Origin of the sequence: Acinetobacter sp. SWBY1, from assembly GCF_002946595.1 — a bacterium.
Classification (GTDB): domain Bacteria; phylum Pseudomonadota; class Gammaproteobacteria; order Pseudomonadales; family Moraxellaceae; genus Acinetobacter; species Acinetobacter towneri.
Map to the genome: position 1 here is coordinate 826011 of NZ_CP026616.1, position 23312 is coordinate 849322.

Annotated in this window: 22 protein-coding genes and 1 tRNA gene; 8 read left to right on the forward strand and 15 right to left on the reverse strand. The window is 40.2% G+C overall.

Annotated elements, in window-relative coordinates; all coding sequences use genetic code 11:
- Positions 1-29: 29 nt before the first annotated feature.
- A complete protein-coding gene (locus C3Y93_RS04105) occupies positions 30-1367 on the reverse strand; it encodes a tyrosine-type recombinase/integrase (RefSeq protein WP_104852155.1) in 1338 nt (445 codons plus the stop codon).
- 232 nt (positions 1368-1599) lie between these two features.
- Here C3Y93_RS04105 and mutS point away from each other — a divergent pair, with 232 nt between their 5' ends.
- The 4 genes from mutS (at position 1600) to C3Y93_RS04125 (ending at position 6455) form a co-directional block, all read left to right on the forward strand.
- Positions 1600-4239, forward strand: coding sequence for a DNA mismatch repair protein MutS (gene mutS / locus C3Y93_RS04110; RefSeq protein WP_104852156.1), 2640 nt, complete (start codon positions 1600-1602; stop codon positions 4237-4239).
- A 213-nt stretch (positions 4240-4452) separates the two neighbouring features.
- The gene (fdxA, locus tag C3Y93_RS04115) at positions 4453-4776 is read left to right on the forward strand and encodes a ferredoxin FdxA (RefSeq protein ID WP_004973093.1); all 324 of its coding nucleotides are present in this window, start codon (positions 4453-4455) and stop codon (positions 4774-4776) included.
- Positions 4777-4918: 142 nt separating this feature from the next.
- On the forward strand, positions 4919-5638 hold the full coding sequence (locus C3Y93_RS04120; protein WP_004973092.1) for a D-Ala-D-Ala carboxypeptidase family metallohydrolase: 720 nt from the start codon (positions 4919-4921) through the stop codon (positions 5636-5638).
- Between the two features lie 151 nt (positions 5639-5789).
- Complete coding sequence (locus tag C3Y93_RS04125; protein WP_004973089.1) at positions 5790-6455, forward strand: O-methyltransferase; 666 nt, start codon at positions 5790-5792, stop codon at positions 6453-6455.
- A 180-nt stretch (positions 6456-6635) separates the two neighbouring features.
- On the opposite strand, the gene C3Y93_RS04130 is transcribed toward C3Y93_RS04125, so the two are convergent.
- The 12 genes from C3Y93_RS04130 to C3Y93_RS04185 all read right to left on the reverse strand — a co-directional run bounded on the left by C3Y93_RS04130 (position 6636) and on the right by C3Y93_RS04185 (position 19694).
- Positions 6636-7478 (reverse strand): universal stress protein, encoded by an 843-nt coding sequence (locus tag C3Y93_RS04130; RefSeq protein ID WP_096900923.1) that lies wholly within the window; start codon positions 7476-7478, stop codon positions 6636-6638.
- A gap of 126 nt (positions 7479-7604) precedes the next feature.
- Entirely contained in the window at positions 7605-8231 is a 627-nt protein-coding gene (locus C3Y93_RS04135; RefSeq protein WP_096900924.1) for an acyltransferase, read from the reverse strand.
- Positions 8224-8823 carry an IMPACT family protein gene (locus C3Y93_RS04140; protein WP_104852157.1) on the reverse strand — a complete coding sequence of 200 codons (600 nt, stop codon included), beginning with the start codon at positions 8821-8823 and terminating at the stop codon, positions 8224-8226. The genes C3Y93_RS04135 and C3Y93_RS04140 overlap by 8 nt, the downstream gene beginning before the upstream one ends.
- A gap of 169 nt (positions 8824-8992) precedes the next feature.
- Positions 8993-9760 (reverse strand): LPS export ABC transporter ATP-binding protein, encoded by a 768-nt coding sequence (gene lptB / locus C3Y93_RS04145; protein ID WP_104852158.1) that lies wholly within the window; start codon positions 9758-9760, stop codon positions 8993-8995.
- Positions 9760-10326 carry a lipopolysaccharide transport periplasmic protein LptA gene (lptA, locus tag C3Y93_RS04150; protein ID WP_104852159.1) on the reverse strand — a complete coding sequence of 189 codons (567 nt, stop codon included), beginning with the start codon at positions 10324-10326 and terminating at the stop codon, positions 9760-9762. The genes lptB and lptA overlap by 1 nt, the downstream gene beginning before the upstream one ends.
- A complete protein-coding gene (lptC, locus tag C3Y93_RS04155; RefSeq protein WP_104852160.1) occupies positions 10316-10858 on the reverse strand; it encodes an LPS export ABC transporter periplasmic protein LptC in 543 nt (180 codons plus the stop codon). Before lptC ends, lptA begins: the two co-directional genes overlap by 11 nt.
- Positions 10859-10898: 40 nt before the next feature.
- Complete coding sequence (locus tag C3Y93_RS04160) at positions 10899-11438, reverse strand: KdsC family phosphatase (protein WP_104852161.1); 540 nt, start codon at positions 11436-11438, stop codon at positions 10899-10901.
- Positions 11439-11441: 3 nt separating this feature from the next.
- On the reverse strand, positions 11442-12419 hold the full coding sequence (locus tag C3Y93_RS04165; protein ID WP_004973067.1) for a KpsF/GutQ family sugar-phosphate isomerase: 978 nt from the start codon (positions 12417-12419) through the stop codon (positions 11442-11444).
- Between the two features lie 410 nt (positions 12420-12829).
- Positions 12830-12905 (reverse strand) — tRNA-Gly (locus C3Y93_RS04170).
- Between the two features lie 65 nt (positions 12906-12970).
- Positions 12971-14392, reverse strand: a complete 1422-nt coding sequence (cysS, locus tag C3Y93_RS04175) for a cysteine--tRNA ligase (protein WP_104852162.1) — start codon at positions 14390-14392, stop codon at positions 12971-12973.
- Between the two features lie 199 nt (positions 14393-14591).
- Complete coding sequence (locus C3Y93_RS04180) at positions 14592-15704, reverse strand: beta-ketoacyl-ACP synthase III (protein ID WP_104852163.1); 1113 nt, start codon at positions 15702-15704, stop codon at positions 14592-14594.
- A 30-nt stretch (positions 15705-15734) separates the two neighbouring features.
- Positions 15735-19694, reverse strand: coding sequence for a DUF3418 domain-containing protein (locus C3Y93_RS04185; protein WP_104852164.1), 3960 nt, complete (start codon positions 19692-19694; stop codon positions 15735-15737).
- Positions 19695-20069: 375 nt separating this feature from the next.
- Between C3Y93_RS04185 and ahpC the strand changes: the two genes are divergently transcribed.
- The 3 genes from ahpC to C3Y93_RS04200 all read left to right on the forward strand — a co-directional run bounded on the left by ahpC (position 20070) and on the right by C3Y93_RS04200 (position 21714).
- Complete coding sequence (gene ahpC, locus C3Y93_RS04190; RefSeq protein WP_104852165.1) at positions 20070-20633, forward strand: alkyl hydroperoxide reductase subunit C; 564 nt, start codon at positions 20070-20072, stop codon at positions 20631-20633.
- Positions 20634-20872: 239 nt separating this feature from the next.
- Positions 20873-21307: a right-handed parallel beta-helix repeat-containing protein gene (locus C3Y93_RS04195; RefSeq protein ID WP_228153784.1), complete on the forward strand. Its 435-nt coding sequence runs from the start codon at positions 20873-20875 to the stop codon at positions 21305-21307.
- A gap of 200 nt (positions 21308-21507) precedes the next feature.
- Positions 21508-21714, forward strand: coding sequence for a KTSC domain-containing protein (locus tag C3Y93_RS04200; protein WP_104852167.1), 207 nt, complete (start codon positions 21508-21510; stop codon positions 21712-21714).
- 87 nt (positions 21715-21801) lie between these two features.
- Here C3Y93_RS04200 and C3Y93_RS04205 read toward each other — a convergent pair whose 3' ends face one another.
- A complete protein-coding gene (locus tag C3Y93_RS04205) occupies positions 21802-22020 on the reverse strand; it encodes a DUF1653 domain-containing protein (RefSeq protein ID WP_004973051.1) in 219 nt (72 codons plus the stop codon).
- Positions 22021-22277: 257 nt separating this feature from the next.
- Here C3Y93_RS04205 and C3Y93_RS04210 point away from each other — a divergent pair, with 257 nt between their 5' ends.
- Positions 22278-22622: a hypothetical protein gene (locus tag C3Y93_RS04210; protein ID WP_104852168.1), complete on the forward strand. Its 345-nt coding sequence runs from the start codon at positions 22278-22280 to the stop codon at positions 22620-22622.
- 140 nt (positions 22623-22762) lie between these two features.
- Here the strand turns inward: C3Y93_RS04210 and C3Y93_RS04215 are convergent, their stop codons facing one another.
- The gene (locus C3Y93_RS04215; protein ID WP_104852169.1) at positions 22763-23275 is read right to left on the reverse strand and encodes a hypothetical protein; all 513 of its coding nucleotides are present in this window, start codon (positions 23273-23275) and stop codon (positions 22763-22765) included.
- Positions 23276-23312 lie beyond the last annotated feature (37 nt).

The window sequence follows — 23312 nt, forward strand, 5'->3', positions numbered from 1 at the left end:
AGAGCCTCTTCCAGAGGCTCTCTTTTATCTTATAAAGCATCCAAATGATCGGCCCACTTCTGTAACCATTCCGCACATTCTTTTTCATACGCGTGCAAATTATAAGTACCTTGTATTCCTTTTTTTGAATGCCCTAATACAGCTTCTGCAATTTCTGCAGGACAACTTAACCTAGATAGACCAGTACGTACAGTCCGCCTTAAATCGTGCGGACTCCAATCCTCAATTTCGGACAACCACAATTGTTCAGGCTGTAATGCGTATGAAAGTTTTTCAGGATGTCGCATTTGCCATTTATACACTGTAAGAATTTTCTGGGTAATTGGCCTACCTTTAATACTTGATTCAAAAAGAAAGTCCGACTCACGAGATAATGCTTTTATATATTCAAGGCATTGTTTAGAAAGTTGGACATACCTATCCGTACCATTCTTGCTTCCTTTTAAATGCCACGTATTTTTTTCAAAATCAATGTCCGCCCATTTCAACTCACAAACTTCCCCAGTACGGCACCCAGTCCATAACGTAATTCTAAGAATATGCCTAACTTTTTCTGAGAAACCTGATGTTGGAAGCCATTCCAATACTTTTTTAATTTCTTTATCTGATAATACTCGGCTACCCTTTTTGTGTGTTAACTTCACCCTGCTTTGCTTTAAACTCGATTTAGCCAAAAGTGCCGGATTTGCAAAATCATCCTTAAATTTTTCCAATCCTATACTGTAGTCATAAGCCAACGTTAATTCTGCTAGTACACGCCCAGCTTGAACATTTGCCCCACGCTCAATAATTTTAGAAATCATATTTACGACATCTTTTCGCGTCACTTGATCAGCTGCTATATGTCCTAATACTCTAACCGCATCGCCGTATAGTGTTCTTCTAGCTTCATCTTGTCCTTTACGTTTTCTCGCTCCTGGAATCAACTTCTTACTGCCTGTTTTACTATCTAAAACATAACGGTCTTCAATTACATTAGTTAAATATAAATCAATCAATTCTTTGACTGTAAATTGGGCATTTGTTTCATCTCGTTTTTCTTGCTCAATCTTTTTTTGTTCCTTCTGATCTTTTAGCTCCTGACTTGGGCAAATACCTGCTCTGCGTTTGATCTTCATCTTTTGAAGCTCTAATCTAGCTTCAGCCAATGACATATCTGGGTAAATACCAATTTTTACTTTCTTTAACGAGTTATCAATAGGACTTCTGAAGCGATAAGAAAATGAAGTCAGACCTGTTTTCCCCTTATTAACTCTTAACCCTTCATTTTCACCAATATCTACTAAGAAAGTTTCAGGTTTCATTTTTTCAATAGCTCGAGCAGTTAACGCTACTTTTTTTGTATAAGTAGGATCTTTTACAGTCATATAGTTCTTCTAACCTTTTCGCACTCGGTAATTTTGCTAAAATCACCCTCAGATTTTTCAGCATGCATATGCTGATAGGATTTAAATAAGATACACCAATAAAAGGTATACTAAAAGGTATACTTATGCATTGGATTCCTTAAGACTTGCTCGTTACCCCTAAGCAGCAATAGGAATGTAAGCAGATGATTATGATTGAAGAACTCATTATTTTTAAAGGTATTTTTATTAGATGAACATAGAAAATTCAGGTATTGATCTATCATCACTTACACCTATGATGCAGCAATACTTACGGGTGAAGATGGAACATCCACATTCTTTAATGTTCTATCGCATGGGCGATTTCTACGAATTATTTTTTGATGATGCACACAAAGCTGCCAAACTTTTAGGCATTACCCTCACCCACCGTGGTAAAACTAGTGGCAAACCTATTCCAATGGCGGGCGTGCCATATCATGCTGCTGAAGGTTATCTCGCTCGCTTGGTCAAAAAAGGCGAAACCGTGGTAATTTGTGAGCAAATTGGCGAGGTGACAGGCAAAGGTCCTGTAGAGCGTGGAGTAGTACGGATTATCACCCCAGGCACGCTCACTGATGATGCCTTGCTCAACAGTTATCAATCTTCCAACTTGGTCTCTTTATGCTTACAGCAAAACCAAATTGGTATCGCATTGCTGGATTTAAGTGCAGGGATTTTTAAAGTTCAGCAAATGGATTATTTGCCTGAACAACTCGCGATTGAACTTTCTCGTTTAATGCCAAGCGAAATTGTGGTCGATGAAGATATTGTCGATCCGAATATTATTGAACAGGTTAAAAAGCAGCTTGACTGCCCTGTGACTAAACGCCCAAATGTCGATTTCAACCTGAACAATGCACAAAAAACGCTTTGTGATCAATTTGCTGTATCGTCACTTTCAGGTTTTGGTATTGATCATTTGCCCTTAGCCAAAGCAGCAGCGGCAGCGTTAATACACTACGCCAAAGAAACCCAAAAAACGGCTTTACCACATATTCGCAGTATTCAATTAGAACAAAGCAGCGATTTTATTGCGCTTGATCCTGTGACCCGACGTAATTTGGAATTGGTTGAACCATTATTTGAACACGGCACTTCTTTATTCCAACTGATTAACGATTGCCAAACTGCCATGGGTAGCCGTTTACTGAGTCGTACCTTGATGCAACCTTTGCGTGACACGGCATTGTTAGATGCAAGACTGGATGCAATTCAAGCCTTAATACAAGGTTACCATGAGTCGCCTGTGCGTTTGGTACTGAAAGAAATTAGTGATATTGAACGTGTGCTGAGTCGTGTCGCACTCGGTAGCGCACGCCCACGTGATTTGGTACAACTACGTCAGGCCTGTGCGCAAATTCCCTATTTGCGTCATGCCTTACAGCCCATTGTTTCTGCACAACAATCCGCACTCATTCAAAACCTGAATGAAGAACTGGGCGATTTTCATGGACTGCATCAACGGCTGATGCAGGCAATTGTAGAAAACCCACCTGTACTATTACGTGATGGCAATGTCATTGCAGAGGGTTTTGACAGTGAACTCGATGAACTACGCAAAATCCGTGATCATGCGGGGCAATTCCTGATTGATTTAGAAGTCAAAGAGCGCCAAGAAAGCGGTATCCCAACGTTAAAAATTGGCTACAACCGTGTCAGTGGTTACTACATTGAACTCACTCGCGCCCAAGCCGAGCAAGCACCTGAACACTATATCCGTCGTCAAACTTTAAAAAATGCAGAACGCTACATCACCCCAGAGCTAAAAAGTTTTGAAGATAAAGTCCTGTCTAGCGAGTCCCGTGCTTTAGCCCGTGAAAAGATGCTATTTGAAATGCTATTGGATGAATTACGCCAAGACATTGCTCAATTACAAATGATGAGCAGCGCGATTGCACAAATTGATCTATTGGCAAACTTTGCCCATCAAGCACGTTTACGCAATTGGGCACGCCCTGAATATAGCCCTGAAATTGGAATTAAAATTACTGCAGGACGTCATCCTGTTGTTGAGGCCTTGAGTAAAACCGCCTTTACACCGAATGATACTTTACTCGACTACAATCATCGTTTGGCAATTATTACTGGCCCGAATATGGGCGGTAAATCAACGTATATGCGTCAAACCGCACTCATTGCCCTACTTGGCTATTGTGGTAGTTATGTGCCTGCCCAAACAGCCGTATTAGGTCCTATTGATCGCGTGTTTACCCGTATTGGTTCTGCCGATGATTTATCGACAGGTAAATCGACCTTTATGGTCGAAATGACTGAGACTTCACAAATTTTACACCATGCAACCTCACAGTCTTTGGTGCTGATGGATGAAGTTGGTCGCGGAACCAGTACCTACGATGGCTTATCTTTGGCATGGGCATGTGTGTTGGATTTAAGCAAACGCATCAAATGTTTATGCCTATTTGCAACGCATTATTTTGAATTGACCGAATTAAGCAAAGAATCTGGGGTGGATAACTACCACGTAACCGCCAAAGAAATGAATGGCAACCTGATTCTCTTGCACAAAGTTCAACAAGGTCCTGCAAGCCAAAGTCACGGTTTGCAAGTGGCAAAATTGGCAGGCATTCCAGCCAATGTGATTAAAGAAGCGCAAAACCGTTTAAGAATTTTAGAAAAACAGCAGCACAAAAATGTCAATTTAGCCGTTCAAGATGACCTATTTGCACCAGCAACAAGCTCAGCTGAACCAGAAGTGATTGAACGTGTAATCGAGGTAGAAAAACCATCACCTGCTTTAGATTTATTATGCAGTATAGATGTCGATAATTTAACGCCACGACAAGCGCTGGAACAATTGTATGCTTTAAAGGAACAATTGAACGCTTAGCCGCTGTTATTTCTAAAATATTTGAGCTAAACAAAGACTCTCAATTGAGAGTCTTTGTCATTTATAAGTTTTTTTGATGGTTTTATCCCCCTTTTATCAAATTTAGCAGCACTGTCTATATCAAATATCAGTAAAAGCGATTGTTAGTTGTAGTGATTTTTGCCTAAAATAGACTATTCTGAATTAGAACCATATTTTTAGGTAGCTGTCGCCATGACATTTGTTGTCACTGAAAACTGTATTAAATGTAAATATCAAGACTGCGTTGAAGTTTGTCCTGTAGACTGCTTCTACGAGGGTCCGAACTTCCTTGTCATTAATCCAGACGAATGTATCGACTGTGCATTATGTGAACCAGAGTGTCCTGCCAACGCTATTTTCTCTGAAGATGAATTACCAGAAGGTCAGGAAGTGTTTATCGAGCTAAATGCTGAACTTTCACAGACTTGGCCAAACATTACACAAATTGGCGATCAACCTGCTGATCGTGAAGAATGGAATGGCAAACCAGACAAATTACAATACTTAGAAAAGTAAGTTCGTCTTGTTGTGAAAAAGATCAGTCCTGTGCTGATCTTTTTTTATACCTAAAACACACATTTGATTGCAATATTTTCAAATTTTAACCAGCATTTTCGATTAGAATACTGCCACTTTAAATAAATATCTGATTTGCCTAATGAAGAAATTTTTCAAGGCGCTGTTTTCGTTCAGCATTGTTCCCGTTATCTTGGTTGCTTGTAGTTCAACCCCAAACAGAACAACAACGATCACCACGCCCGATGGAAAACGAATTTTCATTCCTCAAGAAAAAATCACCTATGAGCGTCAGGTAGCACCTAAAATTGTGCCGTATTCGTATAATGCATGGGTGGCAGTGAGTGACAATTTACGCCAAGTTCGTGAATATGAACGCTTCTTGGAACACAACGGTGTTGGCAATATTATTCCAAGTTTTGAATTAATGCGTACCGCACGTGACTGGCAACGCTGTGGACGTTCGCAATTTATGATTCCAAGTCGTGAATTGTGGCAAAATCAGGTGCCTACCTTGCGTGTATTTAAATATTTGGTCGCCTCTAAAGTCTTAACTGATTTTGAAGTCACTTCTGTCTATCGAGATTTACCACTGAATCAATGTGCAGGTGGTGCGAACTCATCGCGTCACTTATTTAACTCAGCCATTGATTTTAGAATTGGGCCACAATTCCCGAATGCCGAAGACTATGCCTATATTGAAAGTACCAAATACAGACTGTGTCAGTTCTGGCAGCAATATGGTCAAAGTTTAAACATGGGCTTAGGCTTATACGCTTCAGGACAAATTCATATTGATACACAAGGTTATCGAACTTGGGGGCCAGATTTAAGCCGCCATTCATCAATGTGTAATTTCTAATTCAGTGTTGTTTAGAATTAAATCCTAAAGAGGTCAAATTGACCTCTTTTTTTATTGCGAAATAGATTATCACCTGCTCCATTCCGCGAATAAATTGCACTCTGAGCAGAAAAGTTTACAATGCACACATCGCAACAAAGGTGAGCACGCTATGCAACAAATGTGGACGGATATCGATCACTATATCGAATCACATTTAATTCCCGAAGACCCAATTTTGACGCAAACTTTAGAAAATACCGATGCCAAAGGTTTTCCAGATCACCTTGCAGTTGCGGCAAATCAGGGCATGTTGCTACAAATGCTCATTCAAATGAATCAATGCAAACGTGTGTTGGAATTGGGCACATTCGCAGCTTATAGCACAATGTGGCTAGCACGTGCGCTGCCTGAAGATGGTTATATACTCACGATTGAAGGACGTGATACCCATGCAGCTTTGGGACAGGAAAATATTGACCGCGCTCAATTAAAACAAAAGGTTGAATTAAAAGTTGGTCGTGCTGCAGAAATTCTAAAAGCTCTGCCAGAAGATACTGAAGCTTTTGATTTTATTTTTATTGATGCCGACAAACAAAGCTATCCTGAATATTTGGAACTGAGTCTTAAACTTTCACGCTCAGGTACAATTATCTTTTTAGACAATGTAATTCGTGCAGGGGAAATTTTAAATCCTGACAATCACAAACCAAGCATTGAAGGGATTCGTGACATGTTCAAAGCCATGCAAAATCATTCGCGAATTTTATCGTGCACAGCATTACAAACTGTAGGCAGCAAAGGACATGATGGCTTTGCTTTAGCGATTGTAAAGTAAAGTCCACACAAGGTTAAAAAACAACCTAAAGCAATTTTACATTATATATTATAATGTTACATATACTGTCCATACAGTTATCCACAAATTATGCGGATAACCATGGACAGTCAGCAAGCATTTACATCAGTTCAACTAAACAATCTTTTGAAATGATCTTTTTTGAATCATTTACGATTTTTACTTTGCCACCAACAAAGGAACAGTTGAGTTACGGAAAATATTGGTGGTAATGCTTCCCAAGAAAAATTGGTGAATTTTACTGTGACTAAATGCCCCCAGTACAATCAACTGAATACCATGTTCACGTTGATAATCTAAGATATTTTCAGCCACATCGCCATAACGATATTCAACCACCACATCTAAACCCGCTGAAGTTAAAAAATCTGCAGGTTCATTTAAAACTTCTGGGTGATCACCGACATAGAGCAAATGACATTGCAATAATTTAAGCAAATCACTTTGTGCAATTCGCTTCATCATTTTGATACAAGTTGGGGAATATTCATAAGCAAAAATAAAACGGTTTGGTGCTTTAAAATGCTCTCCGACAGTCATCACAGTACAATTTGCACCACGAATAAAGTTTTCGACATTACTGCCTAATGCCTTATTGCGTTCAGCAGATTTCTCGCCCACACGTCCAATCACCACAATATCTTCTTCGTTCAGCACACTAAAACTTTGTTCTAAAAAGTCGCCTTTTTCTTGAATGTGGGTAGGTACAATGCCGAACTTTTCCTGAATCATACTGGAAATGTGCTGCAATAAATTGTTGCTATAATCGAGTGCTAATTCACTTTGTTTTTGTTCTAATTCGGCTAATTCTTTGAGTAACATGGCATTACTTTCAAAACCAATCACGCCACTAATTTCCCCCAAATGATAACTGGCGGGGTAATAATCCAAAACTTGTAATAACACCAATTCACGTTGAGTTTGTGTTGCAATCCACGCAGCAGCTTCAGCAAGCGCATTAATACAAGGCGAAGAATCAATACAAGCAATTACACGTTTCATTATTGCCTCTCTTACTGCCTTTTGCAGGCTATTTTTTAGTTGTTATTTTTAACTTAACACAACTCGTGTTGCAGGGACATGAAAAAATGTAATGAAGTTTAAAGATTTAGCCTTGCTGCATCGTATTTACTCACGATAACGAATCAATTTGGCAGGGTTTCCTACCACAATTTCCCGCTCCTGAACATCTTTGGTGACCATGCTATTCATACCAACGACTGCATGTGCCGCAATCTTCACCCCATCTTTAACACCAACATGCGCACCTAACCAAACATCCTTACCAACTTCAATGCCCTGTGAACGCACCGCTTGCTGATAAATGGGCTGATCCAAAGCCATGCCATGATCAAATGCATATAAATGACAATATGCTGCGATACGCACCTGATCATGAAGCTTAATTCCAACTCTGCCACCATCTAAAATACAGTGGTGATTAATCGCGACTTCATTGCCAATTTCTAAAGGGCCATGCAAAGTACAATCGGCTGCAATAAAGGTATTATCGCCAATACTGATTTTACGCCCCGGCTCTGCAAAAATATGTGCCAAAGGGGAAATAAAACAGTTTTTGCCAATCTCCACCGTTTCCATTGCCATTAAATAAGCTTGATATTCCTGCTGCCAAGCTTCTGCCCATACACGATGTTTAGGTTTTAATGACCAATATAACCACGGCATGTAGTTTAAACGGTGTTTATGCTGCTCACGGTACTTCGATAATGGATCAGGTGAATTTGCTTCAGTCATCTTGATCATCCTCAAGGATTTTGAGTTGTTCACGCCCACGGCTAATATCTTGTAATTTTAGTTTTAAAGGGTCTATTTGATCGACTTGCATGAATGCCTTTACTAACACGCCTTCGGCGGTGTAGTCTTCGCTGTACTCAATCTGCTGACTGTTCAACTCATACTGTAAAATTGCCCATTCATTAAACTGACAGGCAAATTGCACCATTTTTTTCTCAATTAGTTCTATTTTTTCTGCTAAGGCCAAACATTGCCCAGCGCAGCCACCATAAGCACGCACTAAACCGCCTGTACCCAGTTTAATACCGCCATACCAACGATTAACCAATACCAAAACATTGGTCAGCTCATTTCCCTCAATCGTGGCTAAAATTGGGCGACCTGCTGTGCCCGAAGGCTCACCATCATCATTAAAGCGTAATTGATGCCCTATTTTCCATGCCCAGCATTGATGTGTGGTCGATGGATCACGTTGCTGTTCTAGGAAGGTTTTTACTGCTTGCTCATTGTCTACAGGCACTGCGATGGCTTGAAATCGACTTTTTTTAATTTCTTCTTCAAAAGTGATTGGCGCAGCAATGGTAAAAGGCATAACAATCCAGACAAATAACCAGATAAATAAAACCTGAAGATTATAACGTGTTTAGATCACAACCGACATGAAAAAACCTTCTATCGGATTTCGATAGAAGGTTGAGTAGATAGTGTATTCATCAGGATTAAAAAGTCATCTTTTAACGAAAAGAAAACCATTCTAATTTTTAGACAAAAAAGTCTTCACCCAAATACACTTCACGTACGGTTTCATTTTCCAGAATTTCTTGTGGAGTTCCTTCAGCAATCACTGAGCCTTCACTAACAATATAAGCACGTTCACAAATAGCTAAAGTGTCACGCACGTTATGGTCGGTGATTAATACACCAATGTCGCGATCTTTTAAGGTACGGATAATATCTTTAATATCACCGACTGAAATGGGATCAACCCCTGCAAACGGTTCATCTAACAACATAAACTTAGGGTCTGCGGCCAAAGCACGTGCAATTTCAGCACGACGACGTTCACCACCTGACACACTCATCCCCAATGAATCTTTGATGTGTGTGATTTTAAAATCTGCCAACAACTCAGCCAAACGCTGCTGACGTTGTTGTTTGTTTAAATCTTTGCGGGTTTCCAAAATTGCCATAATATTTTCAGCAATGGTCAATTTTCTGAAAATAGAAGCTTCCTGGGGTAAATAACCAATACCCTTACGTGCACGTTCATGCATCGCAAGATCAGACAAATCCAATTGATCTAAATGGATTTCGCCTTTATCCATACGCACCAAGCCCACAACCATATAGAAACTGGTGGTTTTCCCTGCACCATTCGGCCCTAGTAAACCTACAATTTCACCACTTTTCATTTCAAATGAAACGTCTTTTACTACCCAGCGCTTATTGTAGTTTTTTGCTAAATGCTTAATATATAGCATTTGCTGACCGCGCTGTGTGCTGTCCTGTGTTGCACTGCTTTGATCCATTAATCACGCGCTCCTGGGAATGATTTTGAGCTTGATGGTGGAATCACAATTTTGACACGACCCGCATCAGAACCTGTTTTATTTGGTGTGCCAATTGCTTCAACATCACCTTTGTTCATGCTATAACGCAAGGTATTACCACGAATACTGGCACCATCTTGTTCTAAAAGCGCACCACCCGATAAGGTAATAATGCCTGTTTCTGCATTGTAAACAATCTTCTGCGCTTGGCCTTTCGCTAGACCTTTGGCAGGATCGGTTTTTTGCTGAAATTGTGCAGGTCTACCTGTAGCCGTAATTACACTGATTTCTTTTTTACTGTTCAAATTGGCAACAATAGAGTCTGCCTGTAGCTTCATGGTGCCCTGTTCAATAATCACGTTGCCCGTATAGGTCGTCACACCTGAACGCTCACTAAAGGTTGCACGGTCTGCCACCAAGCTAATTGGCTGATTACGGTCAGAAGGAATTGCCCAACTACCTGCCGATGAAAGCACCGCCAAGCCTACAAGTACTGCTTGTTTTATCAACGTTTTAGACGCGGTAAGCTTAGTTTTATGGTTCATACTTTCCTCGAATATTAAAAAATTCGTATTGGCCGTCATTTAAATTGGCTTTTAAACCCTGACTGATAAAATCTGCTTGTGGTGACTGTACCACCACCTGCTTATCAGTATTAATTTCACGTGTTTTGGGAAACACGTTTAGTTCAGCAGTTTCAAGCGTAAGCTTGCCTTGCTTGAGTAACTTGGTTGCCAAAACCTGATCTGATAACACTACTTTTTCATTGTCATTAAAACCTTGTGCCTGCTTGGCATAGAACGTAGCATCGACCTCACCTGCTTTGTACATCGAAGCATTTAAATTTTCCAGCTTAGAGGTCTTTTGCTGCATATCTTGCTCTAAACGATCAATTTGTGCACGCACATATAAATTGCCCTGCTCATCTGTTTGGGTGAGATGAATTTGCTCTGCCGTATAAGTCATAGAGCGGGCAGCGTCAGTTTCCAGTTTCTTGCCTTTACCGCTGTAATAGTAATAACCACCACTTACAGCTGCAATTGCAATCGCAGTAACATATAAAACTTTAGTATCCATAAGTGGGGCTGTAACTCAAACCTTTGAATATATGACTTAATTAATGAGGGATGCTGAGATATTTTTCAAGTAAGCTTTGGTACACACCTTTTGCAGTTAAAATCATATCGCAGATTTCACGTACCGCACCGCGCCCACCCATGGCCTGAGTGACTAAATCGGCACGACGACGCACTTCAATATGTCCATTTGGCACTGTGACTTTCATACCTGCAATCGAAAATGCAGAAAGATCGGGCCAGTCATCACCCATATAGAGACAGTCTGCTGGTAATAAACCCAACTTTTCGCAGACTTCCTGCAATGCAGTGCCTTTATCTTCACGTCCTTGGTAGACCAAATCTACACCTAAATCAGACATGCGTTTTTCTACAATATGACTTTTACGCCCTGTGATGATAATGACTTTAACACCTGCTTGTTGCACCAGTTTCATGCCTAAACCATCCCGAATATCGAATGATTTAATTTCATCACCGCTGTTGGTTAAGGTCACAAAACCATCACTTAGAATTCCATCAACATCTAAAACCAAAGCTTCAATATGACGTGCTTGCTCTAATAAAATATAAGATGCCATTGTTTAGTTTACCCCTGCTTGAATCAAGTCATGCATACTGATCACACCAATGACTTTATTAGCATCATCCACCACTACAAACTGATTGATTTTACGGTCACGTAATTGTTCTAAAGCTTCAACTGCACGTGCTTCTTGTGAAATCGTTGCAGGATGTTGCGTCATCACTTGCCCAACTTGTAAATTCACATCAAAGCCCTGTTGTTTATCAATTAAACGACGTAAGTCACCATCGGTGAAAATGCCCAACAAGACATCATTTTCATCGACAATTGTAGTTAAACCTAGACGCTTGTTTGAAATTTCGTATAACACTTTATTCATGGGTGTATCTGGTGCAACTTTAGGTAATTCTGTACCTGTATGCATTAAATGTTTCACATGCAATAACAAACGCTTTCCTAAAGCTCCCGCAGGATGTGAGCGAGCAAAATCATCGGCAGTAAAACCGCGTGCATCGAGTAAAGCCACCGCGAGCGCATCGCCTAGTGCTAAGGTTGCTGTAGTGCTTGAGGTGGGTGCTAAGCCAAGTGGACAAGCTTCCTGAATATTACCCAATGTCAAAGCGACATCAGCATTTTGTGGCATTGGACCACGATCATCACCGCTAATGGTGATCAGTGGAACTTCTAGATGTTTGATGAGTGGCATCAACATCATAATTTCATCACTTTTGCCTGAATTGGAGATAGCAATTAAAACATCACCGCGTACCAACATCCCCAAGTCCCCATGCCCTGCTTCACCCGGATGCATAAAGAAAGATGGCGTACCTGTAGAGGCAAAAGTCGCAGCCATTTTACGACCAATATGACCTGATTTTCCCATACCTGTGACCACAACACGCCCTTTACAATGCAACATAATTTCGCAGGCACGGCTAAAACGCTGATCAATTTGCGTGGCCAAGACTTGTAATGCTTGTTCTTCTATTCTTAAAGTGTCTAAGGCAACAGATTGGAAATCAATGGTATTTGACATGTTTGGCATTCAACGTCCAACTTAAATTGAGTGTTTTCTATACCTCAATAAGGCGATTTATTGAAGTACATTTAATTTTCGCAATTTTAGCATATCTATGCAATTCTACACTTTGATTCTGCGTGTGTTTTTTGTTTTAGCTTATTCGGGATAATTCTTAAATTCTTGTTCAATTGTATGCTGTTTTATCTGAATGGCTTTTTGACGCTTGTTTCAAGCGAAAACCAACCAAGTTTTAAGCTTAGGTGATTTATTTTTATTCATTCAAAGGTGTAGATAGAGTCACTTCACAAGTATATTTCGATACGAACACTCAAAATTTATAGATCATCTATAAAGTTGACTGTAAGCGAGCATAACAAACAGCCATAAAAAAACGCTTATCTTTTGATAAGCGTTTTTAAAAATTTTGGAGCGGGAAACGAGACTCGAACTCGCGACCCCAACCTTGGCAAGGTTGTGCTCTACCAACTGAGCTATTCCCGCAATATGGAAGTGAATTATAGAGAATTTCATACAACTGTCAACTCTCTATGCCTCCAAACGCTCAATTAATCAGCACGACGCCACACCGTACCTTGACGAGTATCTTCCAAGACTACACCTTGATCGAGCAAAGATTGACGAATTTCATCGGCACGGGCGAAGTCTTTGGCTTTTTTCGCATCCTGACGTTGCTGAATGAGGTCTGCAATGGCTTGTTCAGATAGACCCAAAGCGTCCTGACCAATATCAGACTTCAAGAATTCATCGACATCATGCTGTACCAAACCTAAAATATTGGTCAAATGACGCAAGGTCGAGTAATACACTGCTGCCTGATCTGCATTCTGCTCTTTTACCGCACGGTTTAGTTCTTTATTGACTTCAAACAGCACTGCAATTGCTTCGGCGGTATTAAAGTCATCACGCATTGCAGTATTAAAACGCTCAACCAATGCCTCATCTAACTGCTCAACCGTTAGCGTACCATACGCTTGTTGATAAGCCTTAAATGAGTGATAGAAACGTGATAAAGCAGTTTTAGCTTCTTTGAGTGCCACATCTGAGAAGTTTACAGGGCTACGATAATGCGATGACACAATAAAGTAACGAATCACTTCAGGATGGAACTTTTCCATCACATCACGAATGGTGAAGAAGTTACCCAATGACTTTGACATTTTTTCGCCATCGACATTAATAAAGCCAACGTGCATCCAATAATTTATATATTGTTCACCTGTCGATGCTTCAGACTGAGCAATTTCATTTTCATGGTGTGGGAACATCAAGTCTGAACCACCACCATGAATATCAAAATGATTGCCCAAGCAGCAAGTAGACATGGCAGAGCATTCAATGTGCCAACCTGGACGTCCATTGCCCCACGGCGAAGCCCACGATGGTTCATTTTCTTTGGCATGTTTCCACAAAACAAAGTCAAATGGATGCTTTTTATCGACTTCAACATCAACCCGTTCAGACGCGCCTGCCTGCATATCTTCTAGCTTGCGACCTGAAAGACGGCCATATTTGTCAAATTTTTCAACCTGAAAATAAACATCGCCATTACTTGCAGGATAGGCCGTGCCTTTATTGACCAAATTACCAATCATATTTTGCATTTGATCAATATATTCAGTAGCACGTGGTGCAGCATCAGGTTCAACGCAACCTAAGCTTGCCGCATCTTCATTCATGGCTTGAATAAAACGATCTGTTAAAGCTTGAATACTCTCGCCATTTTCATTGGCGCGTTTAATAATTTTGTCGTCAATGTCAGTAATATTGCGTACATATTTCACATTCCAACCTTGACTGCGCAAAAAGCGAATGATGTAGTCAAATGCAACCATGACCCGCGCATGTCCAATATGACAGTAATCATAAACCGTCATACCACAGACATACATGTCGATATGTCCTTCTTTACGCGGAACAAATTCAACTTTTTTTCGTTGCTCTGAGTTATATAGAACAAATGGTTGCATAGGTTTTCAAAATAGGTCTATTAAAAGATGCTCCATCTTAACCTAAGCATTATTTTTCATAAAGTTTTTCGATGTTTTTATTCTGTATGTGTCTGTGTGAAGAGAATATCGCGGATGATCCAAGCCTTCTCCCGAAGGAGAAGGAACTTTTTAATACCTGTACTTAGGCGTTTGCTGATCTTATACGGTTTGGCAAAGCTTATGCAGCATCACGTTTTTGTACCAAAATCGCGCCAACTGAATAGCCTGCGCCAAATGAACACAAGACACCATATTCACCGTTTTCGACTTCGTGTGCAGTACGGTGTAAAGCGATAATTACCCCTGCCGAAGAAGTATTGGCAAACTCATCTAAAATAATAGGTACTAAACCTGGTTGTGCTGCTTCTTTACCAACCACCAATTTCAAAATGAGTTCGTTCATGCTGGCATTGGCTTGGTGCAACCAGAAACGCTTCACATCGGTTGGTGCAATCTGATTTTTTTCCAATTGCGCAGTAATCATTTTAGCCACTAACGGACAGACTTCTTTAAAGACTTTACGGCCATCCTGATGGAAGCGTTTATCATCAATATCTGCATTTTCACTTAGGTTTAAGAAACCGAAGTTATTGCGAATATTGTTAGAGAACTGGGTGAACAGGTTCATATCTAAAATTTCAAAACCTGCTTTTGTATCTGTCTCTTCTAAAATTGAAGCGGTTGCCACATCACCAAAAATAAAGTGACAGTCACGTGAGCGGTAATCGTTATGCCCTGATGTAATTTCGACATTCACCAACAGTACGCGACGCGCGCCTGCTTTAATCGCATCATGCGCTTGCTTAATACCGAAAGTTGCAGCAGAACATGCCACGTTCATGTCATAGGCATAACCTTGAATACCAAGCGCAGTTTGAATTTCAATCGCCACCGCAGGATAAGCACGCTGCAAGTTTGAGCAAGACAAAATCACCACATCAATATCTTCTGCGGTGACGCCTGCATTTTGCATGGCTTGTTTTGCAGCAATTACACCCCATTCTGCTTGTAACGAAATTTCATCATCACCACGTTCACGCAAATTAGGACGTAAACGGTTGATGTCTAAAATACCTGTCTTTTCTGCTACATAACGGCGTTTTACACCTGAGGCTTTTTCGATAAAGTCAGCACTTGAGCCACGACGTTCTTCAAGCTCACCTGCTGCAATTTTGTCAGCATTGAGCTGATTATACTGTTCCACATAAGCATTTAAACTTTCGACCAACTCTTCATTGGTAATAACATCTTCTGGGTGATAAAGACCAGTACCTGTAATGCGAATGCCCATGTAAAACTCCTTCTAGAAATTACTAATATCTTAACTGATTCCGAGCTTTTCGCATACTTTTTGCAGCCGAGTTGCAGAAATTGGCATTTTGGTTTTCATGGGTTGAGAGAACAGCGATATGCGTAATTCTTCCACCATAAAGTACAATTCCTTGAGTCGGGCATCTTGTTTGTGTTTAAACAATTTGTCCATCCAAGGGTCAATTTGGGCGATGGCAGCATCGTCTCTTTGCAAGTTGTTGGGTAAGCGGTCTAAACGTAATAACAACGCTTTCAAATAGCGCGGATATTCGCTCCACACCTCTACAGGCTTGCTATACACAAAGTCTGCCAGATGCATTAAGTCCAGCTGATCTTCAATATCATCCATATTTTTGGCAAACACGGCTTCATCTAGCATAAGGAGCTGACGGCGGATGTCTTGCCAAGCAATATAAATTTCATTAAAGATACGCAGCGTGGTTTGACCATGACTGAGAAAAGTCTTTTTTACCTCAAGCTGCAAGTTTTGAAACTCTTCCAAGTTGACTGGCACGTCACAAATAATGCTTTGCAAGGTCGCATAGATCAACATTTGCTCAAGTTGTGCTTTATCACCCAAAGGTGAGTAGGCCAAGGCCAATGGTTTGGCAATTTGCTTTTTCAATTGCCGTGATAAATCGCCTAATTGCACATGCAGCAAACGAATCACCCCTTCACGATGCTGATGAATCGCCTCGCGCTGATCATTAAAGGTTTGAATCACCACACCCGATTCATCTTTTTGTGAAAGTTCTGCAAAAGCTTTACTTGGTACCAACGCCTGATATTGCTTAACCACTACGCCCGTGACTTTTTGCGAGGCTTCAAATACAAATCGTTCAGGGAAGGTTTGGAATTCGCCGTGTAACTGTTTTACTGGACTGTGAGTTTCGGTACGGCAATGCGCTTTTAATTCAGATAAATCACGCCCTTGCTCAATCACCCGCCCTTTTTCATCTAACACTTTAATGAACGGCAATAAATACGCATCTACTCGCTCAAAGCTAAAGTCTTTTTCGGTGATGTGCTCTGCGCGTAACTGGAATGCCAAAAAGCTAAAAATGTGCTCGCGTAAATTTACCGCATCAACACGTTGTAGCAACTTTCGAGCTGTGTCTGGAATAGGCACCAAATGACGACGCTTATCTTTAGGCAAAGTCTTGAGCAAGGCTTCAATTAAATTTTCACGCCAACCCAGAACACCCCACGACCAGATATTTTCATCGACCTGTGCCAACGCTTGCACTGGAATTTTAACGGTTGCGCCATCTTCATCATGGCTGGGGTCAAAACGGTAACTGGCCGCCAAGCGCAGCTCACCATTACGCAAATAGTCAGGAAATTGCTGCGTGGTCGGACGATCATTCAGCCAAAGTGCATCATCTTCCACAAATAAATAACGTGGATTTTGCGGCTCTACTGTGGCACGCCAATCTTCAAAGGAACGACGGCTTGCAACTTCTACAGGTACTTTGGCGGCATAAAATAGATAAATAGTTTCTTCATCAACCACTAAATCACGACGACGTAATTTATCTTCAACCCGTTCCACTTCTTCCAGTTTAAGCAGGTTGTGTTTTAAAAATGGTGGGGTAATGCCCAAGTTGCCTGTGGTTAAAGCATCACGTAAGAATATTTCATGGGCGGCTTCCTGATCGACCTTTTCGTAATTGACAGGACGTTTCGGCTCGATAATTAGACCAAACAGCGAAATCTGATCATAGGCATTCACCACGCCTGCTTTTTTAGACCAATGTGGTTCAAAATAGTGATGCTTCAGCAAATCACGTGCAGCCAATAAAATCCATTCAGGTTCAATTTTTGCCAAGGTGCGTAGATACACTTGCGAAGTTTCTACCATCTCAAATGCCATGACCCACGGTGTATTGGTTTTATGCAAAGTCGATGCAGGGAAAATTCGTGCTTTTTGTTGGCGTACTGCCATAAACACATTGCGCTCATCGGTTTTATTGGCAATAAAAGAAAGCAACCCTGTTAATAACGCCCGATGCAGATTTTCATAACTGGCTTTTTTCTCATTAAACGACAGTTTTAAGCCACGCGCCAAATCCACCAATTGTTCATGAGTTTTCTTCCATTCACGTAAACGCAACCAACTTAAAAAATGCTGACGGGCAAAAGTACGACGTTTGTTTTCACTCATGCCATCACGGTTTTCGTGTAAAGTTTCCCACAATTTTAAATAGAATAAAAAGTCAGAATCTGCTTCACGGAACAAAGCATGTTTTTGATCGGCTTGCATTTGTTTGTCTGCAGGACGTTCACGCGGGTCTTGTACCGCCAATGCCGCTACAATAATCAGGACTTCATTTAACACCCCAAAATGCGCACCGCCTAAAATCATACGTGCCAGTCTTGGATCAATCGGCATTTTTGCCATTTGCTGACCAATTTTGGTTAAGCTGCTGCCTTGAAGCTCACCTTTATTAGAGCTGGATTTAGCGGAAGTATTGGGATTAGAGTCATCCCCGTGTGTAGCAGAGCTACTCACTCCATCTAAAAGAGGGGCTTTACCCTTCTCAATCATCGCACCGAGTTCAATCAACAGTTTACGACCATCATTGACTAAACGATGATCTGGCGGCTCAATAAAATCAAAATCTTCGAGCGTACCCAAGCCCAAACTTTGCATTTGTAAAATGACCGATGCCAAGTTGGTGCGTTTAATTTCAGGTTCAGTAAACTCTGGGCGACTTAAAAAATCTTCTTCTGAATACAGGCGAATACAAACGCCTGGTGCAATACGACCACAACGTCCTTTACGCTGATTTGCTGCTGCCTGAGATACTGCTTCAATCGGTAAACGCTGCACCCGTGAGCGATAGTTATAACGTGAAATACGTGCAAAACCGCTATCAATCACATAGCGGATATTGGGTACAGTGAGTGCGGTTTCAGCGACGTTGGTGGCAATAATAATGCGACGACCACCACCTGAAGGATTAAAGATTTTTTGTTGTTCCGCCAAAGCCAAACGCGCATACAACGGTAAAATTTCAGTATGACGCGGTCCATGCTTATGCAAGGTTTCTTGCAGCTCCCGAATTTCCTGTTCAGTACTGGCAAAAATTAGAATATCGGCATGTTCAGGATGACCTTTTTCCTGTGCATCGGCAAAGCATTCTTCTACCGCTTGCACCACTGCGCGTGGCAAGTTTTCTTCAAAGTCATCAAACTCATCATCATCACTACCACCAATGCTTAATTCAGAAATTGGACGATAACGTACTTCGACAGGATAGCTTCGACCTTCGACCTCAAAAATAGGTGCGCCGTTAAAATAGTTACTAAAACGCTGCACATCTAAAGTTGCAGAAGTGATGATGACTTTTAAATCAGGGCGACGTGGCAAAAGTTGCTTTAAATAGCCCATAATGAAGTCAATATTTAAAGAACGCTCATGCGCTTCATCTATAATAATGGTGTCGTATTTATTTAAATAACGATCATTGGCAAGCTCTGCTAACAAAATACCATCGGTCATTAAACGGACAATTGAATCTTGCGAACCCTGTTCATTAAAACGAACTTTAAAGCTGATGGACTCACCTAACTTTTCGCCAACTTCTTCGGCAATACGCTGCGATACACTACGCGCAGCAAGACGTCGTGGCTGAGTATGACCAATTAACCCCGTTAAACCACGACCTGCCAACATTGCAATTTGTGGTAACTGTGTAGTTTTCCCTGAACCTGTTTCACCCGCCACAATAATGACCTGATGTTGCTGAATTGCAGTAATCAACTGTTCGGCAGATTGAGTCACAGGTAAATCTTGATTCAACTTAATGTTGGGAATGCGCTGTGCACGCTCCAACACTTTTAAATTAGATTTTTCAAATAATTCCTGATATTGCTTTGGATTGGCATCTTTGCCTTTTCGTAGTCGATTTAAACGATGACGATCACGCGCCAAAACGAGGTGGTCTACATTTAAATGACTCTGCACAGAATACGCTTCCTAACCAAAACACAAACGCGTATTTTACGCTGTAATGCCTTTAAGCGAAAGAACAGTGATTTAGAATGCGTATTTAAAAAGTTTTAAATCCCCCCTTGAATTTCAAAATAGCATCCCCACATAGATGTATGTTCACCAATTGCTTGAAATGGGTTGTATTTGAACCTGAAAAATAGGTTGTCATGCAATCATCATCATTTTGAGGCCTAATAAAGACTCAATAATGCTGTGATGAAAGTGTACGCTTTTTACATACTCATTTGTTTTTCCGATGCTAGTAATGTAAAAATACCATTTCAGCAATAAAACAAAATTAGATACTCTATTGCCAACGAAATACAAACCTTAATCATGGAGACAATGATGAGCTTAATTAATACTGAAGTTAAACCATTTAAAGCAAATGCATACCACAACGGTCAATTCATTGAAGTAACTGAAGCTGATCTTAAAGGCAAATGGTCTGTAGTATTCTTCTACCCTGCTGACTTCACTTTCGTTTGCCCAACTGAGCTTGGTGACCTTGCAGACAACTACGCAGAATTCCAAAAATTAGGCATTGAAATCTATGCAGTTTCTACTGACACTCACTTCACGCACAAAGCTTGGCACGATTCTTCAGAAGAAATCAAAAAAATCCAATACGTAATGGTTGGCGACCCAACTTGGACGCTTTCTAAAAACTTCGAAGTATTAATCGAATCTGCTGGTCTTGCTGACCGTGGTACTTTCGTAATTGATCCAGAAGGTAAAATCCAAATCATCGAAATCAATGCTGGCGGTATTGGCCGTGATGCTCAAGAACTTCTTCGTAAAGTTAAAGCGGCTCAATACGTTCACGCTCACCCAGGTGAAGTATGCCCAGCTAAATGGAAAGAAGGTGATGCAACTTTAGCCCCATCTATCGACCTAGTAGGTAAAATCTAAGTTTTAGATTTTACTACTCACAAAAAACCACGCTTAGGCGTGGTTTTTTTGTTAAAGCTGTTTGTTTACAGTAATGCATAAAAACTCCACTTTTCTACCTAATTTATTCATCATTGAATCGTAAACTAGATTGAGTACAAAATAGCCAGCACATGGTACATTTGATTTTTAAGTTGTAATTTATGAGGGCGGTTCTATGAAAAAATTATTGGTACTTTCGACTTTTACTGGCACTTTCCGTGCCTGCATTGGCAGATGTAAACTGCAATGGCACCATTAAAAATCGTACCATTGATGATAATGTAAAAATTCAAAAGTTATGCACCCTAGATAATGTTACTGTTAAAGGCAATGTCATGCTGCATAGCAGTGCACAAGCCACAATCAAAAATAGCCGTATTGATGGCAACTTAGAATCTAAAGGACAATTTAGCCGAGTAAATGCTCAGGCCAACCGTATTGATGGCAACATTCAATTAGAAGATGGCCGAAATATTCAACTCAGCTCCAATCGTGTCGATGGCAATATTCAGCTAAAAGACAATACTGGCAGTATTATTGTTAAAAATAATCGTGTTTCTGGTAATTTAGAATGCGAAGATAATCGCCAAAAACCTACTGGCGGTTCTAATCGCGTTTCTGGCGATAAAGAAGACCAATGTCGTCATTTATAATGCTTTAAAAAGTAAGAAAGCAGATTTATAAAAACCACATCTTATGATGTGGTTTTATAACTTTGATCAACAACACAGCATAAAATAAGATCAAATCTATTTTTACAATTCTGTAATACTTTTTATTTCACACTTCACTTATGTTCAAAATAAGCAGATTAAATCTGTGAAAAATAATATAAAAAACAAAGGAGTTGCTTATGGATAAAACACTTGTCGTGACATCCTGGACATACAGTGCATCTTCACGTTATTTAAAAATATTTTACGAAAATGGCTCTGGGGATTTATTCCATCCTGTACCACAATTTATTTATGACAACTTATTAAGACGCAGTGATAAAGCAGCTTTTGTGAGTAAATATTTAGCATACGATTTAAGCTTTAACCGTATTTCCATTCAATAATTGATTTTATTAAACTTTGAGCATCCACATAACGATCCAATCTAAAAATAGATTGGATCGTTTTAAATAGGTAAATAACTTCAAATATTAATACACTTCTTGAATCAATTTAAAGCGTTCCTGTTCACGGTCATCATCCAAAGTAATACTCTCCGTGAACATATCAAGCGGTCTGGCCCAAATAGAATAATCGCCATATAAGCATTGATAAACCACCAATTTCTCTTGGGTTTCACTGTGTGTAGCCACATGCAGCACTTGATACAATTGCCCTTTATAATGTTGATAAATCCCTTTTTTAAGCATTGTGCTGTCCTTCTTCAACTAAACAGCAACAATGTACAATAAAAAATGAATTTCTGCTTATCAATACAATACAGCTTTATTCAACACACTCTCCCCCCAAGCAACCTGGGCATAACACATAAAGATCGACCCCATAGACACTATTTAGGCTAAAAACTATTACATTTATTGAACAATTATGCGTATCAGGCTGTATATTTTTTAGTTATATTCGCTTTATCCCATCTTAAGTGGATGTAAAAAAAGGAAACATGATAATGAATAAACTACTTCTTGCTTTAGGTCTTGCTGCAACTGTAGCGCTTGTTGGTTGTGCAAAAGAAAAAGCACCTGAAACTGGGGCAACCACAGGTGAGCACTTAGAAAATGCTGCAGCTCAAGCGGCACATGAGGCTGAAGATGCAACTCATGAGGCTGCTGCCGCTACAGCAACAGCTGTAGATAATGCTGCTGAAGCGACTGAAAATGCTGCCCACAATATTGCAACTGCAACTGAAAATGCTGCCGATGCAACTGTTCAAGCTGCAAAAGATGCGACTGCTGCAACAGCGGGTGCTGTTGAACAAGGTGCTGCAAACGTAAAAGAAAAAGCACAACAATAATTGATTGTGTCAATAAAAAAACTCCTGAGTCTCTGCTCAGGAGTTTTTTGATTTTAATGTCGGTGTTTTATGTGACACGTTTCATTTCAACATCTAAAGTACATCTTCTATTAGACTATGTAGAAAGCTCCCATTGCCTACTATAAAGCTGCCTTTAAATTGCAACCATAACCCATCGTCTGCTGGACTTGTCGGTAACTGGTATAGCGATTCAAAATAAAATCATAATATGCTTCAGGACTTGCAAAGTTAGCCGGCAAATTCTCTTTTTCAGCTTGCGGCAATTGCACATCTTTTAGCAACGCTAGATTGTAATGCCCCAACCGATACAACTCTGAAAAATAGCCATTCATCATGTCACAATATGCAATTTTAGTCGGCTTCAACGCAGTACTGCTCACGAGATGCTGATTTAAACTTCGCAGGTTATTTACATCTAATGGAAATTGATGTGAAAACGCAATGCTTTCCACTTGTTTGAACTGCTTAAAATCTTGAGCTAATTTAGTATTTAAAGCATCTATACGTTGCTGCAATGCTACTGCATCCTGCACCTGATATTTTTGAGGATCAACTTGCTGTACTTTTGGTTCTTCACGACAAGCCACTAAACCCAGCACAGTAAGTAAAGCACCGTAAACTAATGGTTTCATTTATTTACTCAATCATTTCACACTTGTTAGACATTAT